The organism is Flavobacterium sp. RHBU_3 (genome assembly GCF_046613565.1).
Classification (GTDB): domain Bacteria; phylum Bacteroidota; class Bacteroidia; order Flavobacteriales; family Flavobacteriaceae; genus Flavobacterium.
The window spans coordinates 350,658-370,115 of sequence record NZ_JBKJHC010000002.1; the positions used below are offsets into that span (position 1 = coordinate 350,658).

20 protein-coding genes are annotated in these 19,458 nt (G+C 42.8%); 9 read left to right on the forward strand and 11 right to left on the reverse strand.

The genetic code is table 11. The features are described 5' to 3' along the window. Positions 1 to 15: 15 nt before the first annotated feature. From ACLI1A_RS03830 to ACLI1A_RS03845, 4 genes are all read right to left on the reverse strand, one after another. The gene (locus ACLI1A_RS03830) at positions 16 to 750 is read right to left on the reverse strand and encodes an outer membrane beta-barrel protein (RefSeq protein ID WP_411406256.1); all 735 of its coding nucleotides are present in this window, start codon (positions 748 to 750) and stop codon (positions 16 to 18) included. Positions 751 to 794: 44 nt separating this feature from the next. Continuing rightward, positions 795 to 1,379 (reverse strand): hypothetical protein, encoded by a 585-nt coding sequence (locus ACLI1A_RS03835; RefSeq protein ID WP_411406258.1) that lies wholly within the window; start codon positions 1,377 to 1,379, stop codon positions 795 to 797. Positions 1,380 to 1,388: 9 nt separating this feature from the next. Next, a complete protein-coding gene (locus tag ACLI1A_RS03840; protein ID WP_411406260.1) occupies positions 1,389 to 2,396 on the reverse strand; it encodes an HAD family hydrolase in 1,008 nt (335 codons plus the stop codon). A 234-nt stretch (positions 2,397 to 2,630) separates the two neighbouring features. Next, entirely contained in the window at positions 2,631 to 3,509 is an 879-nt protein-coding gene (locus ACLI1A_RS03845) for a sugar phosphate isomerase/epimerase family protein (protein WP_411406262.1), read from the reverse strand. Between the two features lie 81 nt (positions 3,510 to 3,590). On the opposite strand from ACLI1A_RS03845, the gene ACLI1A_RS03850 reads away from it, so the two are divergent. Beyond that, positions 3,591 to 4,103 (forward strand): hypothetical protein, encoded by a 513-nt coding sequence (locus tag ACLI1A_RS03850; RefSeq protein ID WP_411406264.1) that lies wholly within the window; start codon positions 3,591 to 3,593, stop codon positions 4,101 to 4,103. Positions 4,104 to 4,255: 152 nt separating this feature from the next. Continuing rightward, positions 4,256 to 5,239: a Gfo/Idh/MocA family protein gene (locus ACLI1A_RS03855; RefSeq protein ID WP_411406266.1), complete on the forward strand. Its 984-nt coding sequence runs from the start codon at positions 4,256 to 4,258 to the stop codon at positions 5,237 to 5,239. 62 nt (positions 5,240 to 5,301) lie between these two features. Here the strand turns inward: ACLI1A_RS03855 and ACLI1A_RS03860 are convergent, their stop codons facing one another. After that, positions 5,302 to 5,886, reverse strand: a complete 585-nt coding sequence (locus ACLI1A_RS03860; protein ID WP_411406268.1) for a hypothetical protein — start codon at positions 5,884 to 5,886, stop codon at positions 5,302 to 5,304. A gap of 199 nt (positions 5,887 to 6,085) precedes the next feature. Here ACLI1A_RS03860 and ACLI1A_RS03865 point away from each other — a divergent pair, with 199 nt between their 5' ends. Next, complete coding sequence (locus ACLI1A_RS03865) at positions 6,086 to 6,958, forward strand: AraC family transcriptional regulator (protein ID WP_411406270.1); 873 nt, start codon at positions 6,086 to 6,088, stop codon at positions 6,956 to 6,958. Between the two features lie 110 nt (positions 6,959 to 7,068). Here the strand turns inward: ACLI1A_RS03865 and ACLI1A_RS03870 are convergent, their stop codons facing one another. From ACLI1A_RS03870 to ACLI1A_RS03885, 4 genes are all read right to left on the reverse strand, one after another. Beyond that, positions 7,069 to 7,572, reverse strand: coding sequence for a hypothetical protein (locus tag ACLI1A_RS03870; protein WP_411406272.1), 504 nt, complete (start codon positions 7,570 to 7,572; stop codon positions 7,069 to 7,071). 180 nt (positions 7,573 to 7,752) lie between these two features. Next, positions 7,753 to 8,805 carry an Omp28-related outer membrane protein gene (locus tag ACLI1A_RS03875; protein ID WP_411406274.1) on the reverse strand — a complete coding sequence of 351 codons (1,053 nt, stop codon included), beginning with the start codon at positions 8,803 to 8,805 and terminating at the stop codon, positions 7,753 to 7,755. Positions 8,806 to 8,839: 34 nt separating this feature from the next. Continuing rightward, positions 8,840 to 9,583, reverse strand: a complete 744-nt coding sequence (locus tag ACLI1A_RS03880) for a T9SS type A sorting domain-containing protein (protein ID WP_411406276.1) — start codon at positions 9,581 to 9,583, stop codon at positions 8,840 to 8,842. Positions 9,584 to 9,705: 122 nt separating this feature from the next. Next, positions 9,706 to 11,187: a T9SS type A sorting domain-containing protein gene (locus tag ACLI1A_RS03885; protein ID WP_411406278.1), complete on the reverse strand. Its 1,482-nt coding sequence runs from the start codon at positions 11,185 to 11,187 to the stop codon at positions 9,706 to 9,708. A gap of 281 nt (positions 11,188 to 11,468) precedes the next feature. Here ACLI1A_RS03885 and ACLI1A_RS03890 point away from each other — a divergent pair, with 281 nt between their 5' ends. The 3 genes from ACLI1A_RS03890 (at position 11,469) to ACLI1A_RS03900 (ending at position 15,792) form a co-directional block, all read left to right on the forward strand. Then, the gene (locus ACLI1A_RS03890; RefSeq protein ID WP_411406280.1) at positions 11,469 to 11,945 is read left to right on the forward strand and encodes a TlpA family protein disulfide reductase; all 477 of its coding nucleotides are present in this window, start codon (positions 11,469 to 11,471) and stop codon (positions 11,943 to 11,945) included. A 4-nt stretch (positions 11,946 to 11,949) separates the two neighbouring features. Next, on the forward strand, positions 11,950 to 13,662 hold the full coding sequence (locus ACLI1A_RS03895; RefSeq protein ID WP_411406282.1) for a DUF6029 family protein: 1,713 nt from the start codon (positions 11,950 to 11,952) through the stop codon (positions 13,660 to 13,662). Positions 13,663 to 13,794: 132 nt separating this feature from the next. Further along, positions 13,795 to 15,792, forward strand: coding sequence for a choice-of-anchor L domain-containing protein (locus ACLI1A_RS03900; protein WP_411406284.1), 1,998 nt, complete (start codon positions 13,795 to 13,797; stop codon positions 15,790 to 15,792). Between the two features lie 111 nt (positions 15,793 to 15,903). On the opposite strand, the gene ACLI1A_RS03905 is transcribed toward ACLI1A_RS03900, so the two are convergent. Both ACLI1A_RS03905 and ACLI1A_RS03910 read right to left on the reverse strand, forming a co-directional pair. Further along, a complete protein-coding gene (locus ACLI1A_RS03905; protein WP_411406286.1) occupies positions 15,904 to 16,551 on the reverse strand; it encodes a hypothetical protein in 648 nt (215 codons plus the stop codon). A gap of 6 nt (positions 16,552 to 16,557) precedes the next feature. Beyond that, a complete protein-coding gene (locus tag ACLI1A_RS03910; RefSeq protein ID WP_411406288.1) occupies positions 16,558 to 17,052 on the reverse strand; it encodes an RNA polymerase sigma factor in 495 nt (164 codons plus the stop codon). Positions 17,053 to 17,193: 141 nt separating this feature from the next. Here ACLI1A_RS03910 and ACLI1A_RS03915 point away from each other — a divergent pair, with 141 nt between their 5' ends. From ACLI1A_RS03915 to ACLI1A_RS03925, 3 genes are all read left to right on the forward strand, one after another. After that, a complete protein-coding gene (locus ACLI1A_RS03915) occupies positions 17,194 to 17,673 on the forward strand; it encodes a hypothetical protein (protein WP_411406290.1) in 480 nt (159 codons plus the stop codon). A gap of 126 nt (positions 17,674 to 17,799) precedes the next feature. Next, a complete protein-coding gene (locus ACLI1A_RS03920; RefSeq protein ID WP_411406292.1) occupies positions 17,800 to 18,393 on the forward strand; it encodes a helix-turn-helix transcriptional regulator in 594 nt (197 codons plus the stop codon). Positions 18,394 to 18,455: 62 nt separating this feature from the next. After that, positions 18,456 to 19,397 (forward strand): hypothetical protein, encoded by a 942-nt coding sequence (locus ACLI1A_RS03925; protein ID WP_411406294.1) that lies wholly within the window; start codon positions 18,456 to 18,458, stop codon positions 19,395 to 19,397. The last annotated feature ends 61 nt before the right edge of the window (positions 19,398 to 19,458 follow it).

The following is a 19,458-nucleotide window of genomic DNA, read 5'->3' on the forward strand; positions in this document are numbered from 1 at the left end:
TATACGGTGGGGCTTTTAATTTTCTGTTTTCTCTTTCTGTACTTTTTTATCTCCCTGTATGGGTATGCCTACACCTATCTGGAAGTAATTGTTTTTAGCATTAAAGGGTACATCATTTTTGTAGATGTTCATAAAACCGGCTACGTACCTAAGGTTTATATGTACACCTTTTCCTTGTTTTAATGCATACTGTAGATCAATACCACCACCAAAGTCAAAGGTTTTAAAATAGCTTCCGGTATTGTAACGTACCGTTTCCAGTGATCCATCTTCCCTTTCGTAATGGTAATAGTCGCGTGCGCGCAGTTTTATTCCTATCTGGGGCCCTGCTGCCACACTCCAGCTTGGCGTAACGTTATAACGCAGCATGGGTACCAGTTCAAAGTAGGTGAGCTTTCGCCTTATGGTGCCCTCGGCGGGGTAATCGGCATCGGCGACAAGCGTGTACGATGTGGGCAAATCTTCGCCACCTTTCGGGGCTTTAAAACTCATGGTGTTGCTTATCATCCATTTATCATTAATAATAATATCAGTATATGCACCCACGCCCAACCCGGTATCGCCACTGCCCCCGGGGGTATTGCTCAGCCATGTATACTGCGGAGCCAGGTAGAGTCCCATCTTCATTTTGTCTGAAACCAGCTTATCGCCAAAAATAAGTGCTATAAGTGCCTGTGCCCTTAGGGTAGATGCCTGAAAAACAATCAGGGTGGTGCACAGCAGTTTTGTTAGGGTACGGTTTGTTATCATAGGCTTTTGTTGGCTTTATATTATTACATCAGATTATCACAGTTTTAAATTTTAGAGAGGCCAATGCCCAGGCTGTCCAAGGCTATCTTCATGGCTTTCACGTCTGTTTGCGGTAACAGTGTTACTCTGCTGGCGGGCAGTATTATTACTTTTCCGGTCATTGTATTTCCGGCGGTGGGTATAAACATTACCAGTCTTCCGTCGTCCATGGTTTCCATAAGGAATGCCGGTAGCACAGTATCACCTTCGTTTATCCATGCGGCGCATTTATAGGGTAGCGGACGTTTGTTTTCTTCCAACTTGGATAAGGCCATTTCGCGGTATGCCGAGTAGCCCGGGATGTTGCTCATAAGCTTGTGGTCTACCCAGGCACTTACAGCTTTAAAGAAGGCAATACGCATAAGGTACCCACAAATAATGCAAAACAAGATAAGACCCAGCGCGCTGAGTATGGTGCCGCCCGAAATACCGATAAAGCTGGTAAGGCCAAATACTGCGGCTACTTTATCGGTAAAACCGGTAAGGAACTGGAATACCTTAGTAAATAGTACTACAAGGATGAGCAGGGGTAACAGGAATATAAGCCCTGCTATAAACGTGTCGCGGAGTTTTATAAAAAAGGTTTTCATACACCATTTTTATTTAGATGGATATACCGTTTTCCAGTCGTTTTTAATGCTTATTACCTGCCATTTATATTTTGCCGCCCAGTTAAGCGATTTGTTATCCTTTTCCTGGTAGTAAGCTTCGCGGGCTTCGTCGTCGTGGTTTATAATAAGTTGTAACGAAGGCTTATTGCCTCCCTGCGAAAAACGCAGCATGTATATATCGCCGCCACCGCCTTCGTTTCCGCAGGCCAGTATGGGGCGTTTGCCTATGTGCTGCCATATGTTTACCGGTTTTTCCTGTTTGTCGTTAAAGGAGGCAAGGCCGGGCAGGCGCATTACGTCGTTTACTCCGGTAGTATCGGCATACTCGCTTTTAAACTGCGTACCTATTACCTGCTCCGGCGGTATGCCGTAGTATTGCTGCGATATGGCACGTATAAAATCAGTAGTACCACCCGAGCAGATGTAGGTTTTAAAACCGTTGTTGCGCAGGTACTCTAATAGTTCCAGCTGGGGCTGGTACACAATTTTAGCCACCGGCATGCCCGATGGTGTTTTTGCATTAGCAAAGAAAGTGGCAGCTTCTGTGGCAAAAGCTTCGGCACTCATGCCGGTATGGGTGCTTACCACAAGTTTTACAAGGTCTTCCTGATGTAGTGTTTTCAGGTAAGCGGTGTCGTTTTCCAGTATGGCTTTGTAGGGTTGTTTTTCTTTCAGTTCAGGTTTTTTCTCCGCTTCCTTTTTTACCAGGTAAAAAACGAACAGTTCCTGCACAAGTGGTTTTTCGCACCACAGGGTGCCATCGTTGTCAAAGGTGGCTATGCGGTCTTCGGGTGCTACATAATCAGGACTGCCCTCTGTACTCACCTTGGCTACAAAATCCATTATTGCGGTTTTTACCGGGCCGTCGTTCCAGGAAGGTAGCGGATTTGTTTGTGCTGACTGTACCTCACTTTTAATTGTGATTTCTTTTTTACAGGAAACCAGCGTGGCAGTTACTAATATAAAAACGTAAACGAATGATTTAATTTTACCCATGTTTTCTGCTTTCTTTATGATTATACACTACTACTATATAACACCGGCGGTAATGAAGTTCCGCGAAAAAAAGTTGACAAAACCGGAGGCCTGGAATCTTTAGCCTTTGAAAAACAATTAAATATACAAATTAGAACGCACTTGTAGCATTATACTGTAAGTTTTTTACAGCGATAAGTTTACGTTGGTTTTTTGTTTATAGAAAAAAAGCCGTGGAGTTGTTGTTTTAAAAGCTTATAGCTTATGCTGTCCCTCTTCATTAATACGCTTTAGCATGGCTACTGTAGCCAGTACACCTGCTTCTTCATTTAGCCGTTGCCCTTCATACTCTATACCTATATAGCCGTTGTAGCCGCTGTTTTTTACAATACTCAGCATACGGTGGTAGTCTATGGTGGTTTCGTTTCCTGCAACGTCAAAATCGTAGGTTTTGGCACTTACGCCCTTTGCCCAGGGCATCATTTCGGCTACGCCTTTATAGCGGTCGTATTGCTCTATGCAGAGGCTGGGCCATTTTTTGTCGCCTTCACGTCGTATGCAAAAGTTACCCAAATCAGGCAGTGTACCGCAGTGAGGCAAGTTTACGCCCTGCATTACCTGTGCCAGTAGTGCCCCATTACTACTTAGCCCGCCGTGGTTTTCCACTATAATGTTTAAGCCGCTACCTTGTGCTTGGTTGCACATTTTTTGCAGTCCGGCTATAGATGCCCGTACCCATGCAGCAGCATCGTGTTCCGGGCCGCCGGTAAGGTTTACCCTCAGGCTATGGCAGCCCAGGGTAGTGGCGGCTTCTATCCATTTTTTGTGGTTTTCTACTGCCTGGTTTTGCTGTGTTTCATCTTCCGATGCCAGTGCCCCCTCATTGTCTACCATTATCAGCAGGTTGTTCAGGCCGTGGTCTTCACTGCGTTTTTTTATTTCAGATACAATGTTTTTAAAAGCGGTGCTGTCTTGCGCTTCGGTTGCATAGAAACGCGACACGTATTCTACGGCTTCAAACCCCATGGCCTGGGCTTTTTCTGCAAAAAGCATTCGGTCCATCTGCCCGGCAAAAATGGTATTGTGAAACGACCATTGTGCCAACGAAAGTTGTAATGGAGGAGGAGTTGTCATTTTTAGTTGGATTTCACTACTAAGTTAAAAAATTTTTGCGGTGCTTACTATTTTTTTATTTTAGCAAATATCTTATCCGCTATGAAAAAAATACTACTACTGCTTGTTTGTTGTTTGTCTGTGTCTGCTGCTTTTGCCCAAATGGAGGAAGCCGGTTTTGCTGAGAAGTTGTTTAAGGCCTGCATAGCCGACAATAGGGATGCTTTCCTGGCGTTTCGTCCTACTAAGGAGCAGCTGGGTCGCTATATGAAAGAATCGGTACCCGGAGATACCATTACCCCACAAATGCTTACTGGTGCTTACGATTTTCAGTTGGATAAAGCGCTGTTAGGTTACAATACCTTTCAGGAGGCGGTAGCAGCTTTGGGTATTAACCCTAAGGATTGTAAAGTAACCAATACGTCTAACGAGATAAGCGATTCTGAACTTAAAAAAGGCGATAAAGTTGTGGGACTTGCCAAATCTAAAGACATAGTAGTGTATTTTACCTCCGGGAAAAAGAATTATGCTTTCCTGGTTAGTGGCGCTATTAAAATTGACGGTAAATGGTACCTGGGTTCGCAGCCGGTAGGTATCAGCGATATGAACAAATAGGTGTAAACTAAATAGCTATACTGAATGCCGGGGCTGCTGCTCCGGTTTTTTTTTTGACCGTTTCCTTTAAGTTTATGTAAATGGTCATGAATACCATAAGTAGGTTTTGACAAAATCCATATCTTAGCCTTTTAACCAAACAAACTATTTTAATGGAAAACCCTACCCAAACCATTCGCTGGGGCATTATAGGCTGCGGTGATGTTACCGAACGAAAGAGCGGGCCGGCATATCAAAAAACCGATGGTTTTGTGCTTAAAGCCGTAATGCGCCGCGATGCCGAAAAGGCTGCCGACTATGCCCGCAGGCACAATGTAGAAAAGCATTATGCCGATGCCGATGCACTTATTAACGACCCTGACATTGATGCGGTATACATAGCCACTCCACCCGATACCCATAAATACTATGCCCTTAAGGTAGCCGCAGCCGGTAAGCCGTGCTGTATAGAAAAGCCTATGGCACCTACCTGGCAGGAATGTGTAGATATTACTGAGGCTTTTGACAGCAGGAATATCCCGTTGTTTGTGGCGTATTACCGCAGGTCGTTGCCGCGTTTTTTAAAGGTGAAGGAATGGATAGAAGAAGGCAGGATAGGTGAGGTACGCCACATACATTGGCATCTTACCAAGGTTCCGTCTGAGGTAGACCTTTCGGGCGAATACAACTGGCGTACCGATTCGGTTATAGCTACAGGGGGCTATTTTGACGATCTTGCAAGTCATGGCCTGGATTTGTTTATTTACTACTTTGGCGATGTACTGCAGGTAAATGGCATTAGCCTTAACCAGCAGGGGCTATACAGTGCTAAGGATGCCGTGGCAGCGAGCTGGCTGCACAGTAATGGTGTTACAGGTACGGGTTCGTGGAACTTCGGTACTTATAAACGCGAAGATGAGGTGAGTATTTATGGCAGTAAGGGTACTATAAAGTTTGCCGTGTTTGAGGAGGTTCCGCTTACGCTGACTACCGAAGCCGGAACGGAAGAGCTGGTTATTCCGCATCCCGAAAACATACAGCTGTACCATGTACACAACATGCGCGACCATCTTTTGGGTAAAACCACGCACCCGTCGTCCGGGCATACAGGTGCCCATACTAACTGGGTTATGGATAGGATTATAGGTAATTTATAGTAAGGTATATAAAATAAAAAAGCTCCGCGAACGGAGCTTTTTTGCTATAACCAAACCTCATTTTATCGCGCTGCAACGGTTTCAACAAACGTTTTGTTGCTGTAACCAATAACCAACGTGAACTTTTTAGCTGCAGACTTAGTGATGTCAAAACGTTTTGCAACTTTTTCGCCTTCAAACTTTTCGCTGTAAAGCTCGTTGTTGGCTTCATCATACACTTTTATGTCTACAGGTGTAGTGTCGTTTTTAGTAACCTGTACAGTAACAATACCATCTTTAGTAAAGATTACAGGTTTTGCAATTTCTGTAACTGCTTTTTCGTTTACAGTAGCTACTTTTCCGCTGATAGTAATTTCGTGGCGGGCTACTTTTTCAGCAGTTTCAGTTTCCAGGTAGTAAGTACCGTCTGGCAGAGCATTCAGGTCGTAAGTCCTGTTTATTTTGCCGTCTTTGCTTTTTACGGTTTCGTCAAAAATCTCAGCTCCGTCTTTAGCATATAGTGCAACGTGTACATTTTTAGTTTCAGTAACGGTGAAGCTGATAGCTTTACCAGCGCCTTCTTTTGCTTTTACAAGAAAGTCATTGTCGTTAGCGTAAGTACTAACCGTAGCTAACATTGCAACAAGGGCGATTCCGAATTTCATCATAGTTTTCATAATCAACAGCATTAAGGGGTTGTACATCTTCTTATTTGATGATGCTAAATTACAACCGTACTATTGAAAATGTTACAACAATATTTTCCTCTTTGTATACAATTTTAACCTTACGAAAACGTTTTTTAGTTAAATTGAGCCAATTTTGGCATATATTGATTACCTTCGTAATGAAAAATGCAACATTTTTATGAAAAACACCCGCGCATCTTTTGAGGTAATTGAACCCTCTTTCGGGAGCAGTTTTACCTATACAAATTTTGAACAGAATAGTAATATCCGTTCGCACGTTTGGCATTATCACCCCGAAGTGGAGCTTGTATATGTAAACGGAGGGTCGGGTAAGCGTCAAATAGGCAGCCATATTTCGTATTATGCTGAGGGCGACCTTATATTAATAGGAAGCAATTTGCCTCATTGTGGTTTTACAGACGATACTACCGGTAATAAGCGTGAAACGGTAATACAAATGAAACCCGATTTTTTGGGCGAGACTTTTATGGCACTGCCTGAGACCAAGAGTATTTCGGCATTGTTTGAAAAGGCAAGGGGAGGTATAGCTTTTGGCCCGGATGTGCGTTACCTTGTGGGCGAGCGTATGGAAGAAATGGCCACCATGCACCCCTTTGACAGGTTGCTGACCCTTATAAGTGTGTTGCACGACCTGGAACAAACCGAAGACTATAAGACGCTTAATGCCGAAACCTTTGCGCTGGAAACCCATGTGCAGGACAACGACCGTATTAATATGGTGTTCAACTTTGTGAAGGATAATTTCAGGGAAACCATAGCGCTGGATGAAGTGGCCGATATGGCCAGTATGACGGTGCCGTCGTTTTGCAGGTACTTTAAGAAGATGACCCGAAAAACCTTTGTGCAGTTTGTAAACGAATACCGTGTGGTGCACGCCTGTAAGTTATTGGCCGAAAAACCCATACCTATTAGTGAGGTGTGCTACGAAAGCGGGTTTAACAACTTTAGCCACTTTAATAAGTCGTTTAAGGAAGTTACCGGTAAAAGTGCATCGCAATACCGTATGGAGCTAAAAGCGCATTTGGTTTGATGAAATGGGTTATGCGGTGATGTGGTTATTTGTTTATTCGGATGTGAATCATGGGTTTAGCTTTTAAATCAACTTCGGTTAATTTCGAATAAACAAATCACCGCATAACCTTAAATTTCGTGCAGGCTTACTACCTGGTCGCCTATAAACCAGCGGCCTTTAAACACTATTGCTTTTGGTACCACAAAGGCAAATTTTTTACCACCCGATGTAAAGTACAGCGAAACAAAATTGTTGTAAACAGAGCCTACCTTTTTTTTGTTTACCATTATTTCAATGTCGTTTTCGTTTATGTCGCTGCCTGTTATGGTAATGTCTGTAGGGTTTACGCCAAACTCCTTAAGCCCCTTTGGGAAAAGCTTAAAACCAAACATAGCGCCCTGTATGCCTTTAGGGTAATATTTCTTCACTACATCTTTCGGGAAAGCTTTCTTTTTATCGGCTATTTTAAAATAGGCTGTAAGTATCGGGTCTGAAGGGTATAACCGCCTAAAGGCTTTTTCGTCGTTTTTAAGGCAGGCTTTAAACGCTAGGCGTGCAAGTTCCTCTCCGGTTTTTTGTGCAAAGAGGCTGGCCGAAAACAGCAATAGTAATATTAGGTAAGTGGTTTTCATAATATGTGTGTAATTAATGCTTAAACGGCAAAGCAGCCGGTTACATTATATAGCCAAGTTAATAAAAAAACTTTTACAGTTACACAGCTTATGTTGTAAATAAAATATTACATTTTAGTTTTGTGCTAATAAAAAAAGCCGTCCTTAAAAGGACGGCTTAATGCTGTATCTTAGAAAAGATTATTCTAATACTTCAAAATCCTGTACATCGCCTGCCTTAGCATTACGTACGTTTAGTGCATTACCGTCGGTATCGGTTACAAAAGCCACAAACTCCAGGTTAGCAGCATTGCTTACGTTAGCCGGTACCGGTACGCTAAAGGTGCGTGTGTACGTGTTGTAAGTTGTAGTTTGTGCATTGTCTATAGCATCGCCCATAATGTTAGTAAGCGGGGCACGCAGTATATGGTTGTGTACCCAGTCTTCTATAAGGTCTACACCATCATAATAGCTGGTATAGTTGTGTTGCTCATATACTATGCCGTTTTCCAGAACGTATACCACCAGTTTCAGGTTGCTAAAGTCTTTGCTGAACTTAACGTTTACATCAAGGTTTATGGTGCCGTTTTCTACTGTAGGAGTAAGGGCAAGACCTAGGCGCGGGTTTTCACCCTGTGTAAGGGCTATAACCTTATCTATATTGTTTGGTTCAGGGCCTGTCCAGCGTGTTTTGCGGTTCAGGAAACCTTTAGGATAGCCGGTAGCATTCAGTGTACTTTCCAGTGCGCTGCTGTCGTAGTTAAACGGATCGTAGTCGGCATTGGTAGGTATACTGCTTGCACGGTGTATAGCAGCCACTACCACATCGTCGGTTTGTGCGTGTACCAGTTCTATGGCGTATGCCACACGGGTACACCAGCCACACCATGTGCCTGTATAATCTTCTATAAGTACCCTTTTGCGGAAGTTTAGGTCAGTACCGTCACCAAAGCTTACAGTAAGCGGCTGAGAGGTAAGGCTGCCGTAGCGCGCAGTTATCACGTGGCTTGCTATAACGTCTGATGTAAGGGTGTTTCCGTCTATCTCATTACCATCTGAAAAAAACGTAGCCTCGGCAGTATGGTCAGTGCCGTTGTTGTCTTTTGCAGTAAATGTAATGGTTTGTCCTACCAGCTTGTTAGAGTTGTCTGCTGTAAGTATTACTGAGTCATACGACTGTAGTATCTCATAGTCAGTACCGCATCCGGCAAGGGTAAGCAATGTGGCAAACAGTAGTGCGAAAATCTTTTTCATTCTTATTATGGTTCAGTACCGCGGTTAACGCTACTTAGTTTTTTACGATTTTGATATCGGCTTTTTTGCCACCTGCAGTAAACCTTGCAAAGTATACACCGTTAGTAAAACCGGCTACATCTATGCTTTGGCGGCCTGTGGTAATGTTAGCCGACTTAAGTAGTTTACCGTTTATGTCAAATATCTGAACAGCACCTGTTACAGTAGCATCTATGTCAAGAGTGCTGTTTACCAGTGTGTTGTTTAGGTTTAGCCCCATATTTTTAAGTCCGTTTACATCGGTTACAGCAGCTGTAGGGCTGTATATGTATGTAAAGGTTATAGGTGCGCTGGTTACTGTGTTGTTTGCATCTGTAATTACAAACGAAAGGTTGTATACTACATCTTCTCCGGCTACAGTACCCGGGTTTTGGTTAAAGAAGTGGTTGTCACCCTGAGATGCAGCTCCCGGATCTAGCGGGTATTCAGATGGGTATTGTGGTACTAATGTACCTGCTGCGATAGAATATAAACATATGTTATAGCATAGTTGCAGGTTATCTCCGTTAGCGTTGTTAGTAATAGAGTTTACCCTTACAGCTGTATATAAAGTTTCTTCAGTGTTGTTTACAACAGTAAAGTTTAGTTTGTTGCCTTCGTATTGTGTTGCAGCAGCAATACTGCTTGTGGTATAGGTGTCACCGTCATTTATTGTTCCTCCGCCCTGTTTGTTTACGGTAATCTGGGCACTCATCATAGCCCCGTAAGCAAGGGCCGCCATCAGCATTATTTTTTTCATGGTAATTTTAATTTTCAGTAGTTTGTGGTAATTCTTTATTTAAGTAAAAAGGCTACCGGATGCATAGTGTCGCACCCGATAGCTTTCTTTGTAAGTTTTTATGTGGTAAAAAAGGGCAAACCTTATTTTATTATAATTTTTTGAGTTTGGCTTGTAGTAGCACCTTTTACCTGAGCTACATACACACCTGTTTGTAGGTTGCTTAGGTTAATGCTGCCACCGTTTTGTACACCTTGAGCAGTAAATACTGTTTTACCTGTAAGATCTGTAATAGTTACATTAACAGCTTCCTGAGTAGTAAAGTTAAGTACACCTGTTGTAGGGTTAGGGTATATGGCAAACTTGTTAAGTTCATTTTGTCCTACACCTGCAGCAGCTTCTGATTTAAATGCAGAAAGCACAATCATAGAAGTACCGAAGTTACCTGCCTCTTGTTGTAGTATAGTACCACCGTTAGCATCTAAAAGCTCTATACCGTTAAAGTCCTGAGTTGTAAGAGACCATCCGTCGCCGTAAGCATCGTATAGGTTTACAGTGTAGCAGTCTGTAGTATCAGGTACTGTAAAAGTAGATGTTTTTACAGTGTTAGCATCAGCACCACCACCGTTAGCGCTGCCTACATAAGGACCGCCTGAAGCAATAATAGATCCTGTACCATCTTCTATACTCCAGCTTATTTCTGTAGGGTAGTTGTCAGTGTATACGTTTACAGTAACTTCACCTGTAGCTTGTTGAGCAACGATTACATCAAAATCTGCTTCAGCAAGCTCTGTGCTGAATGGAGTTGTAGCGTTAACGTCAGTTACCCTTACGTTGTAAGTTTTGCTGGCATCAAAGTCATATGAAGGGAAAGTTTGTACTGATTGAGAAAACTGGGTAAGGTTACCGGTATAGCTTTTAGTAGCTACTACAACACCGTCTTCTTCCAGTACAAGTGTAGCAGAAGTAATGGCGTTTTTACCGTAGTTTTTCATTTTTGCTTTTACTGTAGCGTTGCTGTCACAAAGCCTTAGGTCAGATACTGTAGCTACAGGGTAGTTTTGTACGCCTTGTAGTGTAGTGCCACAACCTGTACCGCTTGTAGACTGAATGCTGTTCCTTATAGCACTAACTGTAGGCTGTGTTAGCTCAGTAAGTACACCTGTAGTACCACAAATTTTATATACTGTAGGGAAATAAGCAATGTCAAGCAGTGAGCCTAATGATCCGTCGCCATCATCTATAATAGGATAGTTAGTACCTTCTACCCAGTTACCTTGTGTTGTACTAACATCACTTGCAGTGTTAGTTCCGTAAAGGCTTTCTACTGATGTTCCAGGGTCACCTTCAATCCAAAGTACTATAACCTCGTTTGAAGCTTCAGGGCCGTAAGCCATTGCAGCGTCTTCAAGGGCATGGGTGTTATGGTATCCCCAGCATGGGCTGCACCAAGTAGCAGACACGTCGATAATTACGGTTTTACCCGCATTGATATAATCATAAAGGTGGTGCTCCACACCGTTAATGTCGGTAGCGGTAAAATCAGGCGCTATTGTGCCCGAAGTAAGCTGTGCATTGGCGCCAAAACCTGCAAGCAGTAATCCCAGAAGTAATGTTTTTTTCATTTAGTACAGATAGTTTTATTGTTTTTTCCATTTAAAGCGTGGCGAAAATTATGTAAAAAAATTGTTACCTAAAAAAAAATAACAAAAAATGTTTGCCTGTAGGTGTATTATTAAGAAATCAGAGGAAAAAGTGTTTTAAAATTACTGTTTTTGCGCTAAATGTGTGATTTCTATAATTCTATATATCCGATAGGATTTAATTTTTCCGCAAAGATAACGCCGTTCTTTTAAATTTTTTTTAATATTGCCGCTCAACTTGGTTTACACTAATAATATACATTATGAAGAAGTTATTCATGCTGTTGCTGTTTGTTTCTGCAGCTGCTTTTGCCCAAAAAGAAATGCCTAATGTTTCTATAAAATCGGTAGATAATAAAACCGTTAATGTTAAGGATGGTTTTGCAGAAAAAGACAAGATATATGTGTTTTCGTTCTGGGCTACCTGGTGTGTGCCGTGCATTAACGAACTTGATGCTATTAATGAGCACTATGCCGAATGGAGCAAAGAACTGAACATGGAAGTTGTAGCCATATCTATAGATGACGCCCGTACACAAAAAAGGGTAAAACCACTACTAAACGGAAAAAAATGGCCTTACCAGGTATTACTGGACAGCAACCAGGATCTAAAAAGGGCACTGGGAATAGCTAACGTGCCGTATACTATAGTGGTAAAAAACAAAAAAGTAGTTTATGTGCACAACGGTTACAGCCAGGGCGCGGAAAATGAACTTTACGAAAAACTGAAGACACTTTAATTTGATGAAAAAGATACTCTGGCTTTTGCCACTGTTTTCTATAGCACCTCTTTTTGCCCAGGAAAACGATACCATTACTAAGAAAGACTACGGCCGCGTATATGGTGGTTTAGAAAGTAACTCGCAGTGGTACCTTAACGATAAAGGCACCGGTGTAAACCAGGATTTAACGCCCATAAACGGCAAGCCCATACGCAGTAACAACTACCTTTTGGTTAACTACCAGTACAAAGGTTTTACTGCAGGTGTACAGGCCGAATCGTATGAGCCAAATGCCCTGCTAAACTACAACCCCGAATTTAAGGGTACTAATGTAGGTATATGGTATGCCTCTTATAAAACCAATAAAATAGAGCTTACAGGTGGTTATTTCTACGAGCAGTTTGGCAGCGGTATGCTGTTTCGTGCGTGGGAAGACCGTACCCTGGGTATAAACACGGCTCTTCGTGGCGGGCGTGTAGTATACCGCCCCAGCGACAATGTAAGGCTTACCGCACTATACGGACGCCAGCGTACAGGGTTTGATGTGGCTAAAGGCGATATCTACGGTTTTGATACCGACATTAACCTTAGTACGCTGTTTAAATTTGAAGTATCCGACCTTTCTGTGGGCGCCAGCTATGTGGGCAGGTATGAGGCACTGCCTGTGGGTATTACAGGTTTTGATGCCCTTACCAATGCCGGAGGTGGTCGTTTTAACTTCATTCATAATTCATTTTACCTGAGTGGGGAGTACGACTATAAGCAGAAAGACGGTGTACTTGGCTTAGATAATAAGGTTGATTCAAACTTTATAAAGCCGGGTAATTCGGTGCTTGTTAACATGGGGTACTCTAAAGAAGGCCTTGGTATCGATGCTACACTTCGCCGTACTGAGAATTTTAAGTTCCTGAGTGAGCGCGAACCGGTAAATTATTCTGAATTTAGTTCAAGCAGCCTTAACTATAACGACCGTGTGTTAAACTTTACACCTGCGCTTACCAAGCAGCACCATAGCAACCTGGCCAACATTTATGTATACCAGGCACAAAGTAAGGTAGACTTTGCAAGTACAACCATAATGAAAGCGGGTGAAACCGGCGGACAGCTGGACGTGTTTTATGATTTTGCAAAGGGAAGCCCACTGGGCGGTAAATACGGTACTAAGCTTGCCGTAAACCTGAGCAGCTGGTACAACTTGGCGGGAAGCTACAGGCAAAGCCCTGCCGATTACAACACCAAGTTTTTTGGCGTAGGCGAAAAATACTTTAGCGATTACAATATGGAGATACGCAAGCAGCTTGGCGAAAGCTGGCATACTGCGCTATACTACATAAAACAATACTACAACAAAGAATGGCTGGAAGGTGGCGAAAAGGTAAACACTAACATTGTTACCGGTGAGGCTACGTACAACTTTACGCCAAACCGTTCTATCCGTCTTGAGGGAGAGCATATGTGGGCCGATGCCGACAAAAAGAACTGGGCAGGTGCCACACTGGAGCTTAACCTTGACGATAAATACTCGTTCTATGTATGGGATATTTACAACTACGGTAACGACGACCCTGATAAGCGCATACACTACTACAATGTAGGTGGTGCATACCGTATAGGCGCTACTCGTATAGCGGCAAACTACGGACGCCAGCGTGGTGGTCTTGTGTGTGTGGGCGGTGTATGCCGCTACGTACCCGAAAGTACCGGTATATCGTTACAGATAAGTACGGCTTTCTAACAACAGGAATTTACTAACCCAAATACTACTAAAATCCCGTGGGCTATCTGCCTGCGGGATTTTTTTATGGATTCTGGTTAAAGAATTGAAAATAAGTGTTAAATTGGGTGAAAATTGTAATTTATTCTTGCTATGAAAAAGTTTTACTCACTTGCCTTCGGGCTTCTGGGCTGTGGTCTTATTGCCGCACAGCCAGCCAATGATGATTGTTCCGGTGCTATTTCTATTCCCGTTAATGCCGACTCCAGTTGCACGGTAACCTACCAGGGTGTTTTTGACGGTACCGAAACACCTAATCCCGTTGCCGATGATGTTTGCTCGGCTAACCATAATGATATATGGTTTGAATTTGCTGCCGTTGCCGAAACCTGCCAGGTTAGTGTTGACCCGTATTACTATGCAATAGGTATGGCGGTATTTAGTGGTGAATGTGGCGGCCTTACCCAGCTGGGATGCAATGCGGGCACTGTAAACCTTTCCGGCCTTACTATAGGTGAAACCTATAAAATAATGCTGTATTATATTGAAGACTCTCCTATAGTTTCTCCTTTGCCACTGGGCTTTACACTGTGTGTACATGCAAACAACAGTGTGGTTATAGACGATATGTCTTTTACCGATACAGACCTTGCAAATACATTACTCATGAACTCCGAATGTATAGGTATAAGTAATATTGTTGTTCAGGGTAATACAGCGGGGGAGCAGAGTGTTGGCGTGTTTTATGCAGGCGAGGGTAATTTCCCGTTTGAGGCAGGGCTGGTTATGAGTACTGGCTTACTGCAAAATATTCCGGGGCCTACAAATTATTTTTTTAGTTCGCCTTTGCCTTCGTCCGGGAGCGATGCTGACCTTGCAGCACTTAATGCCGCTCAGGGAAGCACAGGGCAGCTGTATGATACCAGCAGTATAGCGTTTGACTTCGTACCCCTTATACCGCAGTTGTCATTTGACTTTTTATTTGCATCAAATGAATATGGCATTTTCCAGTGTTATTATGCCGATATATTTGCATTTTTGCTTACCGATCTTGAAACCGGTGAAGTAACTAACCTTGCTGTAGTGCCGGGTACTACAACACCAATATCGGTAACCACCATAAGGGATACTGCTTACAACAGCGCCTGTACGTCTGTAAATGCAGAATATTTTGGAGAATATTATCTGGAAAATATTACCGCACCCATAAACATGCGTGGCGGCACGGTGCCTATTACTGCACAGGCTAATGTAGTGCCGGGGCATCAGTACCATATAAAAATGGCTATTGCAGACTACTTAGATCAGGCTATGGATTCAGCTATATTCTTAAGCTCTGCCAGCTTTGACATTGGCACGCTTCAATCAGAGTTTTACAACATTATCTCTTCAGGCGGAAACCAGCTGTGTAACGGAAGCAGTACTATGCTGAGCATCCCGTATGTTGAAGGCTTTACCTACCAATGGAACTATAACGGCGAGCCTGTGGAGGGTGCTACCGGCAATATGCTAAGTGCAGACCAGGCGGGTGAATACTCTGTAGATATATCATCGCCATACTCACCATGTGTAGGGGTACAGTTGTTTTCGCTGGAATTTGTTATTACTGATGAAAACATTCAGGCCATAACCCTGCCGCCGCTTACAACACCGGTAACCACTACGGGTACTGCTGATTTTGACCTTGCTGCTGTACAGGCACAGGCACTTGCGGCACTGCCATTGGGCTTCAGTATATCTTTTTTTGCTACTGCTGCCGATGCTCAGGCAGGTGTTAATCCGCTGCCTGCTACGTATACCGTACCCGGCCCAGCCGAATATACCGTATACACCCGCCTGCAAAACGATGCTACCGGATGTTATGTAATAGGCGAAGTTGCACTGTATGCCACCATAACCAGTGGGGTAAACAACAATACGTTTGCCGCTTTTAGCTGTTATCCTAACCCGGCAACCGATGCCATAACGCTTACTAATGGCACTACAATTACACAGGTAGAACTTTATAACCTATTAGGCCAGAAACAGCTTAGCCAGCAAACAGATGCTACTACTGTAACCCTGCCTGTAACGGCTCTTGCCAAAGGCGTATACCTGCTTAAGGTATACAGTGGCAGCGAAAGCCAGGCAGTACGTTTTATAAAAGAATAACCAACAGGTTTATAGAAATAGAGAATCCCGTAAGCCACATGCCTACGGGATTTTTTTATGGGTTTTATTGTCAAATATCCTCAATAGCCTCCTGTAAACTGCGACTGAAAACTACCCCAGGTTTCTCTTCAGGTCTTCGTAGTTGCGGTACAGTTTTTTCATAAGCAGGCCGTATACTAACTTGAAATACCCCCACACAAGCAGCGCTATAGCCCCAAATACAATAAGCGCTATTACAGCAATGATAAGCACCATTATCCATAGCTTGTCGGCCTTGTCCAGGCGTTCAAAAAGGTCTACCATTTTAGGGTCTTTTGTAAAGTACAGCCAGAAGCTTACTATGCATCTTAGTATAATCAGGAAGATGGTAACATTAATGTAGTACATTATGGTTTTACGTACCCTTAGTATGTCGCCCATAAGTTTACGTGAGCTGTCTTTTAGCTGTATCTTTTTGTAATTACGGTAAAACAATACCATAAATCCTACCATAACAACGTAGTGAAAGTAGGTTATTGCATCTAAAATAACATCGAGTCCCAGGCTTATTACAAGCTGTGAGCCTTCGTCTGAGTTGTCATTGCTGAAAGAAAACGGTATTAAAAACCACAATGAAAATTCTATAACACTTACCAGTAAAATCCATTTCATTACCGATTCCGATTTTTTATGCGCCATATCATACAGCTCGTCTTTCGGTATCTTGCGGAACCTGTTTTCGTTGTTCCAGCCCTGTTTTAGTAGATCTAATCCCTCCATAGCATTTTAAGGATTTAATATTTTTTTTAGTTTGTCTTTTACTCTCATCAGCCTTAGGCGGGCATTGCCTTCGGTAATACCCAGCGTTTCGGCTATTTCTTCATATTCTTTTTCTTCCAGGTACATAAATACCAAAGCCTTCTCTACATCATTCAGCTTTTCGTGTATTGCGCGGTACAGCAGCTTTATGTATTCTTCTACTTCATAATTATAGTCTTCATCGCGTACAATGTGCTTGTCGGTGTCAAACGATACCGCGTAGCTTTTCGCAGTTTTGCGGTGCAGTGCCATAGCGGTATTCAGCCCCACCCGGTACGCCCATGTAGAAAATTTAGAATCTCCCTTAAAGCTTGGGTAGGCCCGCCATAACTGTACCGTTATTTCCTGGAACAGTTCTTTGTGGGCATCGTCGTTGTTAGTGTACAGGCTGCATATTTTATGAAGCAGCGTCTGGCTTTCGTACAGTTGGTCCAGAAAGGATTTTTCGAGCTCTTTATCCATAAAAGTAAATATGAAACGGTAGTAAGTGCAGAAAAACGTTTTTTGTTACACACAATAAACATAAAATATTTTTTTCAATTTTTTATGTAACAAAGTCATTTGGTTATCACTAACGGGCAAACAATTAAAAATTTAAATATCATGAAATCATTTATTTACGTTGCTGTGGCGGTATTGTTTTCTACAACCATAGCTTTTGCCCAGGCTACTACAGCCACCACACTACAAGGCGAGTGGAAAGTAGACGCCGTTAACTTTAGCGGTATAAACTATAATATTAATACCGGTAAGGTACTGCTGCTCGATGCAAGCCTTACGCAGGGGCAGGAAGTTACCGAAGACGACCTTAACCTTTTAGCTGCGCAGGTAAAAGAACAACTTGCACCTTTTTCAGGTAACAGTTTTACGTTTACAAAAGATGGTGTAAAAATTAAGCTGGGATATGCAGAACGCTCAGGGAAATTTGCCCTTACACAAAAGGAAACCAAGAACTACATAGAGGCCAGCTTTGAAGATAAAGGTGTAAAAGAGTTTCAGTACAACTTTAAGAACAACCAGTTGTATGTATACCTGCCCGATGAAAGCGGTGCCGATATTCAGCTAGTATTTAAGCGCGTGTAATCTATAGTATGCTAATTGTTTTGATTATCTGATGATGGTTTTTCGTTTACCCGCCGGAAAAATAGCATACAGTGCCGGCGGGTTTTTTTAATCGTTATTGTCCTTTATATATAAAACGTTATGAAGATGGCTGCAAAGGATGTTATAGGTGTAATAGCCCGGCTGTACAAAAAGGCATTGCCGTGGCGTAATGTAGCGCTCTACAGGGTAAAACTGCATACTACAGTAAGAGAAAATATACAGCTGCAAAAACAGTTAGTTGAGATACAGCGTGAGCGGGAACAGCTGACACAAACCCTGGAAAGGAAAAACCGCAAACTATCAGCTACATTGCTGTACACTAATGAGAGGAATCGCCATATAGAGCAGATAGTGGGGTATTTTATGGAAAGACCAAACCTGAAGACCAACCGTAAGCTTACGGCACACCTGGATTTCCTGAAACAAAACCTGCGCATAGAGCGCAACTGGCGTAGCTTTATTATGCATTTTGAGGAGGTGAACCCCGGGTTTATAGCCAAGTTAAAATGCAGGCATCCGTTGCTGTCGTCTAACGATATGCGGTTTATAGCCTATGTGTACATGAACCTAACCATTAAGGAAATAGCCCTGGTGCTTAATATATCTAACGAAGCCTGTAAAAAGCGCAAAGAGCGTATAGCATACAAGCTGGATATTGCCGGTAAAACCGATTTATATGATTACCTGTTAACATTGTAATGCTATTGCATACGTTTTTTGCTTGGTTTTCCGTTACTTAGTAACACAAACCAAAACCTGAAATGAAAAAACTCTTACTATCCCTACTGTTGTTTCCCCTGTTATGCCTTGCCCAAAGCTATGATAATTACACAAAAGTTACCGCCATACGTATGGTACACCCTACCCGCGAGGGCAATATGACGGTTAAAGGTTATGTGGAGGAAGGTGACCGTATAGGTGCGCGCATACAAGGCGCACAAGAGGAGGACGAGGCGCTGGCTTTTGCATTACTGGCCCTTAAAAAACAAGCGAAAAACTGGCAGGCTAAATCCATGCCTTTTGTGCCAAAAGGTTACGATACCCGGCTACAGGTGCCTAATATGTATGTGGTGCAGGTAAACCGTTTCCGCGATACCATATACACCACCGCCGGTAATGCTTCTATATATTTCCCAGAGGAGGAAATGGAGTACATAGATCCCGGCAACTTTATAAACGGGGCGCTTACTGAAAAGCTGTGTTTCCTGGCGGAGCGTAATTTTAAGGATGAATTTATTACCCACCAAAACGATTCGCTGCCGGTTTCGCAACTCTTGCTAAATGGTAAGGGGATTTATGGGTATACCCGTAAGGGTTTTGAGAAGAACGTGCAGAAGTTTGACCGTGTGTCTACCGACTCAATTTTTGATAAAAAGAAGATTGTCGTAGATAAAACCTTCTGGATAAACAATTACGTTATAAAGTTTGAAGGTAAGTTGCAAAACTTTACCGCCATGGTACTACCCGGTGCCGATTACCCAAATAAAGCCGTTTTTACCGCCGGAGGCATACAACTGGAAGACAGCGAGGAAAAACTTGCGTTGGCTTTCCCCTGCTCGCTGGAGTACCGTAACTGGGGCGCTTCTCCTTACAACATGGGCGACAACTATTACTACACCGTACACCTCATGGATGATAAGGGTTATGTGCTCTTTTATATAAAGAACAAAAAGGTCGATAAAATAGAGGTGGAGTTTAGGTGACGCAGCGTAAAAGCTTTGAACGCAATCTATTTCTGTATCTCTGTGTTACAAATAGATGTGA

Bases quoted from the DNA above. Each gene is read 5' to 3' on its own strand.
- ACLI1A_RS03895 (WP_411406282.1), top strand. From the start codon at position 11,950: ATGAAAAAGATACTCTGGCTTTTGCCACTGTTTTCTATAGCACCTCTT.
- ACLI1A_RS03860 (WP_411406268.1), bottom strand. From the start codon at position 5,886: ATGATGAAATTCGGAATCGCCCTTGTTGCAATGTTAGCTACGGTTAGT.
- ACLI1A_RS03890 (WP_411406280.1), top strand. From the start codon at position 11,469: ATGAAGAAGTTATTCATGCTGTTGCTGTTTGTTTCTGCAGCTGCTTTT.
- ACLI1A_RS03900 (WP_411406284.1), top strand. From the start codon at position 13,795: ATGAAAAAGTTTTACTCACTTGCCTTCGGGCTTCTGGGCTGTGGTCTT.
- ACLI1A_RS03865 (WP_411406270.1), top strand. From the start codon at position 6,086: ATGAAAAACACCCGCGCATCTTTTGAGGTAATTGAACCCTCTTTCGGG.
- ACLI1A_RS03920 (WP_411406292.1), top strand. From the start codon at position 17,800: ATGGCTGCAAAGGATGTTATAGGTGTAATAGCCCGGCTGTACAAAAAG.
- ACLI1A_RS03870 (WP_411406272.1), bottom strand. From the start codon at position 7,572: ATGAAAACCACTTACCTAATATTACTATTGCTGTTTTCGGCCAGCCTC.
- ACLI1A_RS03845 (WP_411406262.1), bottom strand. From the start codon at position 3,509: ATGACAACTCCTCCTCCATTACAACTTTCGTTGGCACAATGGTCGTTT.
- ACLI1A_RS03905 (WP_411406286.1), bottom strand. From the start codon at position 16,551: ATGGAGGGATTAGATCTACTAAAACAGGGCTGGAACAACGAAAACAGG.
- ACLI1A_RS03885 (WP_411406278.1), bottom strand. From the start codon at position 11,187: ATGAAAAAAACATTACTTCTGGGATTACTGCTTGCAGGTTTTGGCGCC.
- ACLI1A_RS03910 (WP_411406288.1), bottom strand. From the start codon at position 17,052: ATGGATAAAGAGCTCGAAAAATCCTTTCTGGACCAACTGTACGAAAGC.
- ACLI1A_RS03835 (WP_411406258.1), bottom strand. From the start codon at position 1,379: ATGAAAACCTTTTTTATAAAACTCCGCGACACGTTTATAGCAGGGCTT.
- ACLI1A_RS03850 (WP_411406264.1), top strand. From the start codon at position 3,591: ATGAAAAAAATACTACTACTGCTTGTTTGTTGTTTGTCTGTGTCTGCT.
- ACLI1A_RS03875 (WP_411406274.1), bottom strand. From the start codon at position 8,805: ATGAAAAAGATTTTCGCACTACTGTTTGCCACATTGCTTACCCTTGCC.
- ACLI1A_RS03855 (WP_411406266.1), top strand. From the start codon at position 4,256: ATGGAAAACCCTACCCAAACCATTCGCTGGGGCATTATAGGCTGCGGT.
- ACLI1A_RS03915 (WP_411406290.1), top strand. From the start codon at position 17,194: ATGAAATCATTTATTTACGTTGCTGTGGCGGTATTGTTTTCTACAACC.
- ACLI1A_RS03840 (WP_411406260.1), bottom strand. From the start codon at position 2,396: ATGGGTAAAATTAAATCATTCGTTTACGTTTTTATATTAGTAACTGCC.
- ACLI1A_RS03925 (WP_411406294.1), top strand. From the start codon at position 18,456: ATGAAAAAACTCTTACTATCCCTACTGTTGTTTCCCCTGTTATGCCTT.
- ACLI1A_RS03880 (WP_411406276.1), bottom strand. From the start codon at position 9,583: ATGAAAAAAATAATGCTGATGGCGGCCCTTGCTTACGGGGCTATGATG.
- ACLI1A_RS03830 (WP_411406256.1), bottom strand. From the start codon at position 750: ATGATAACAAACCGTACCCTAACAAAACTGCTGTGCACCACCCTGATT.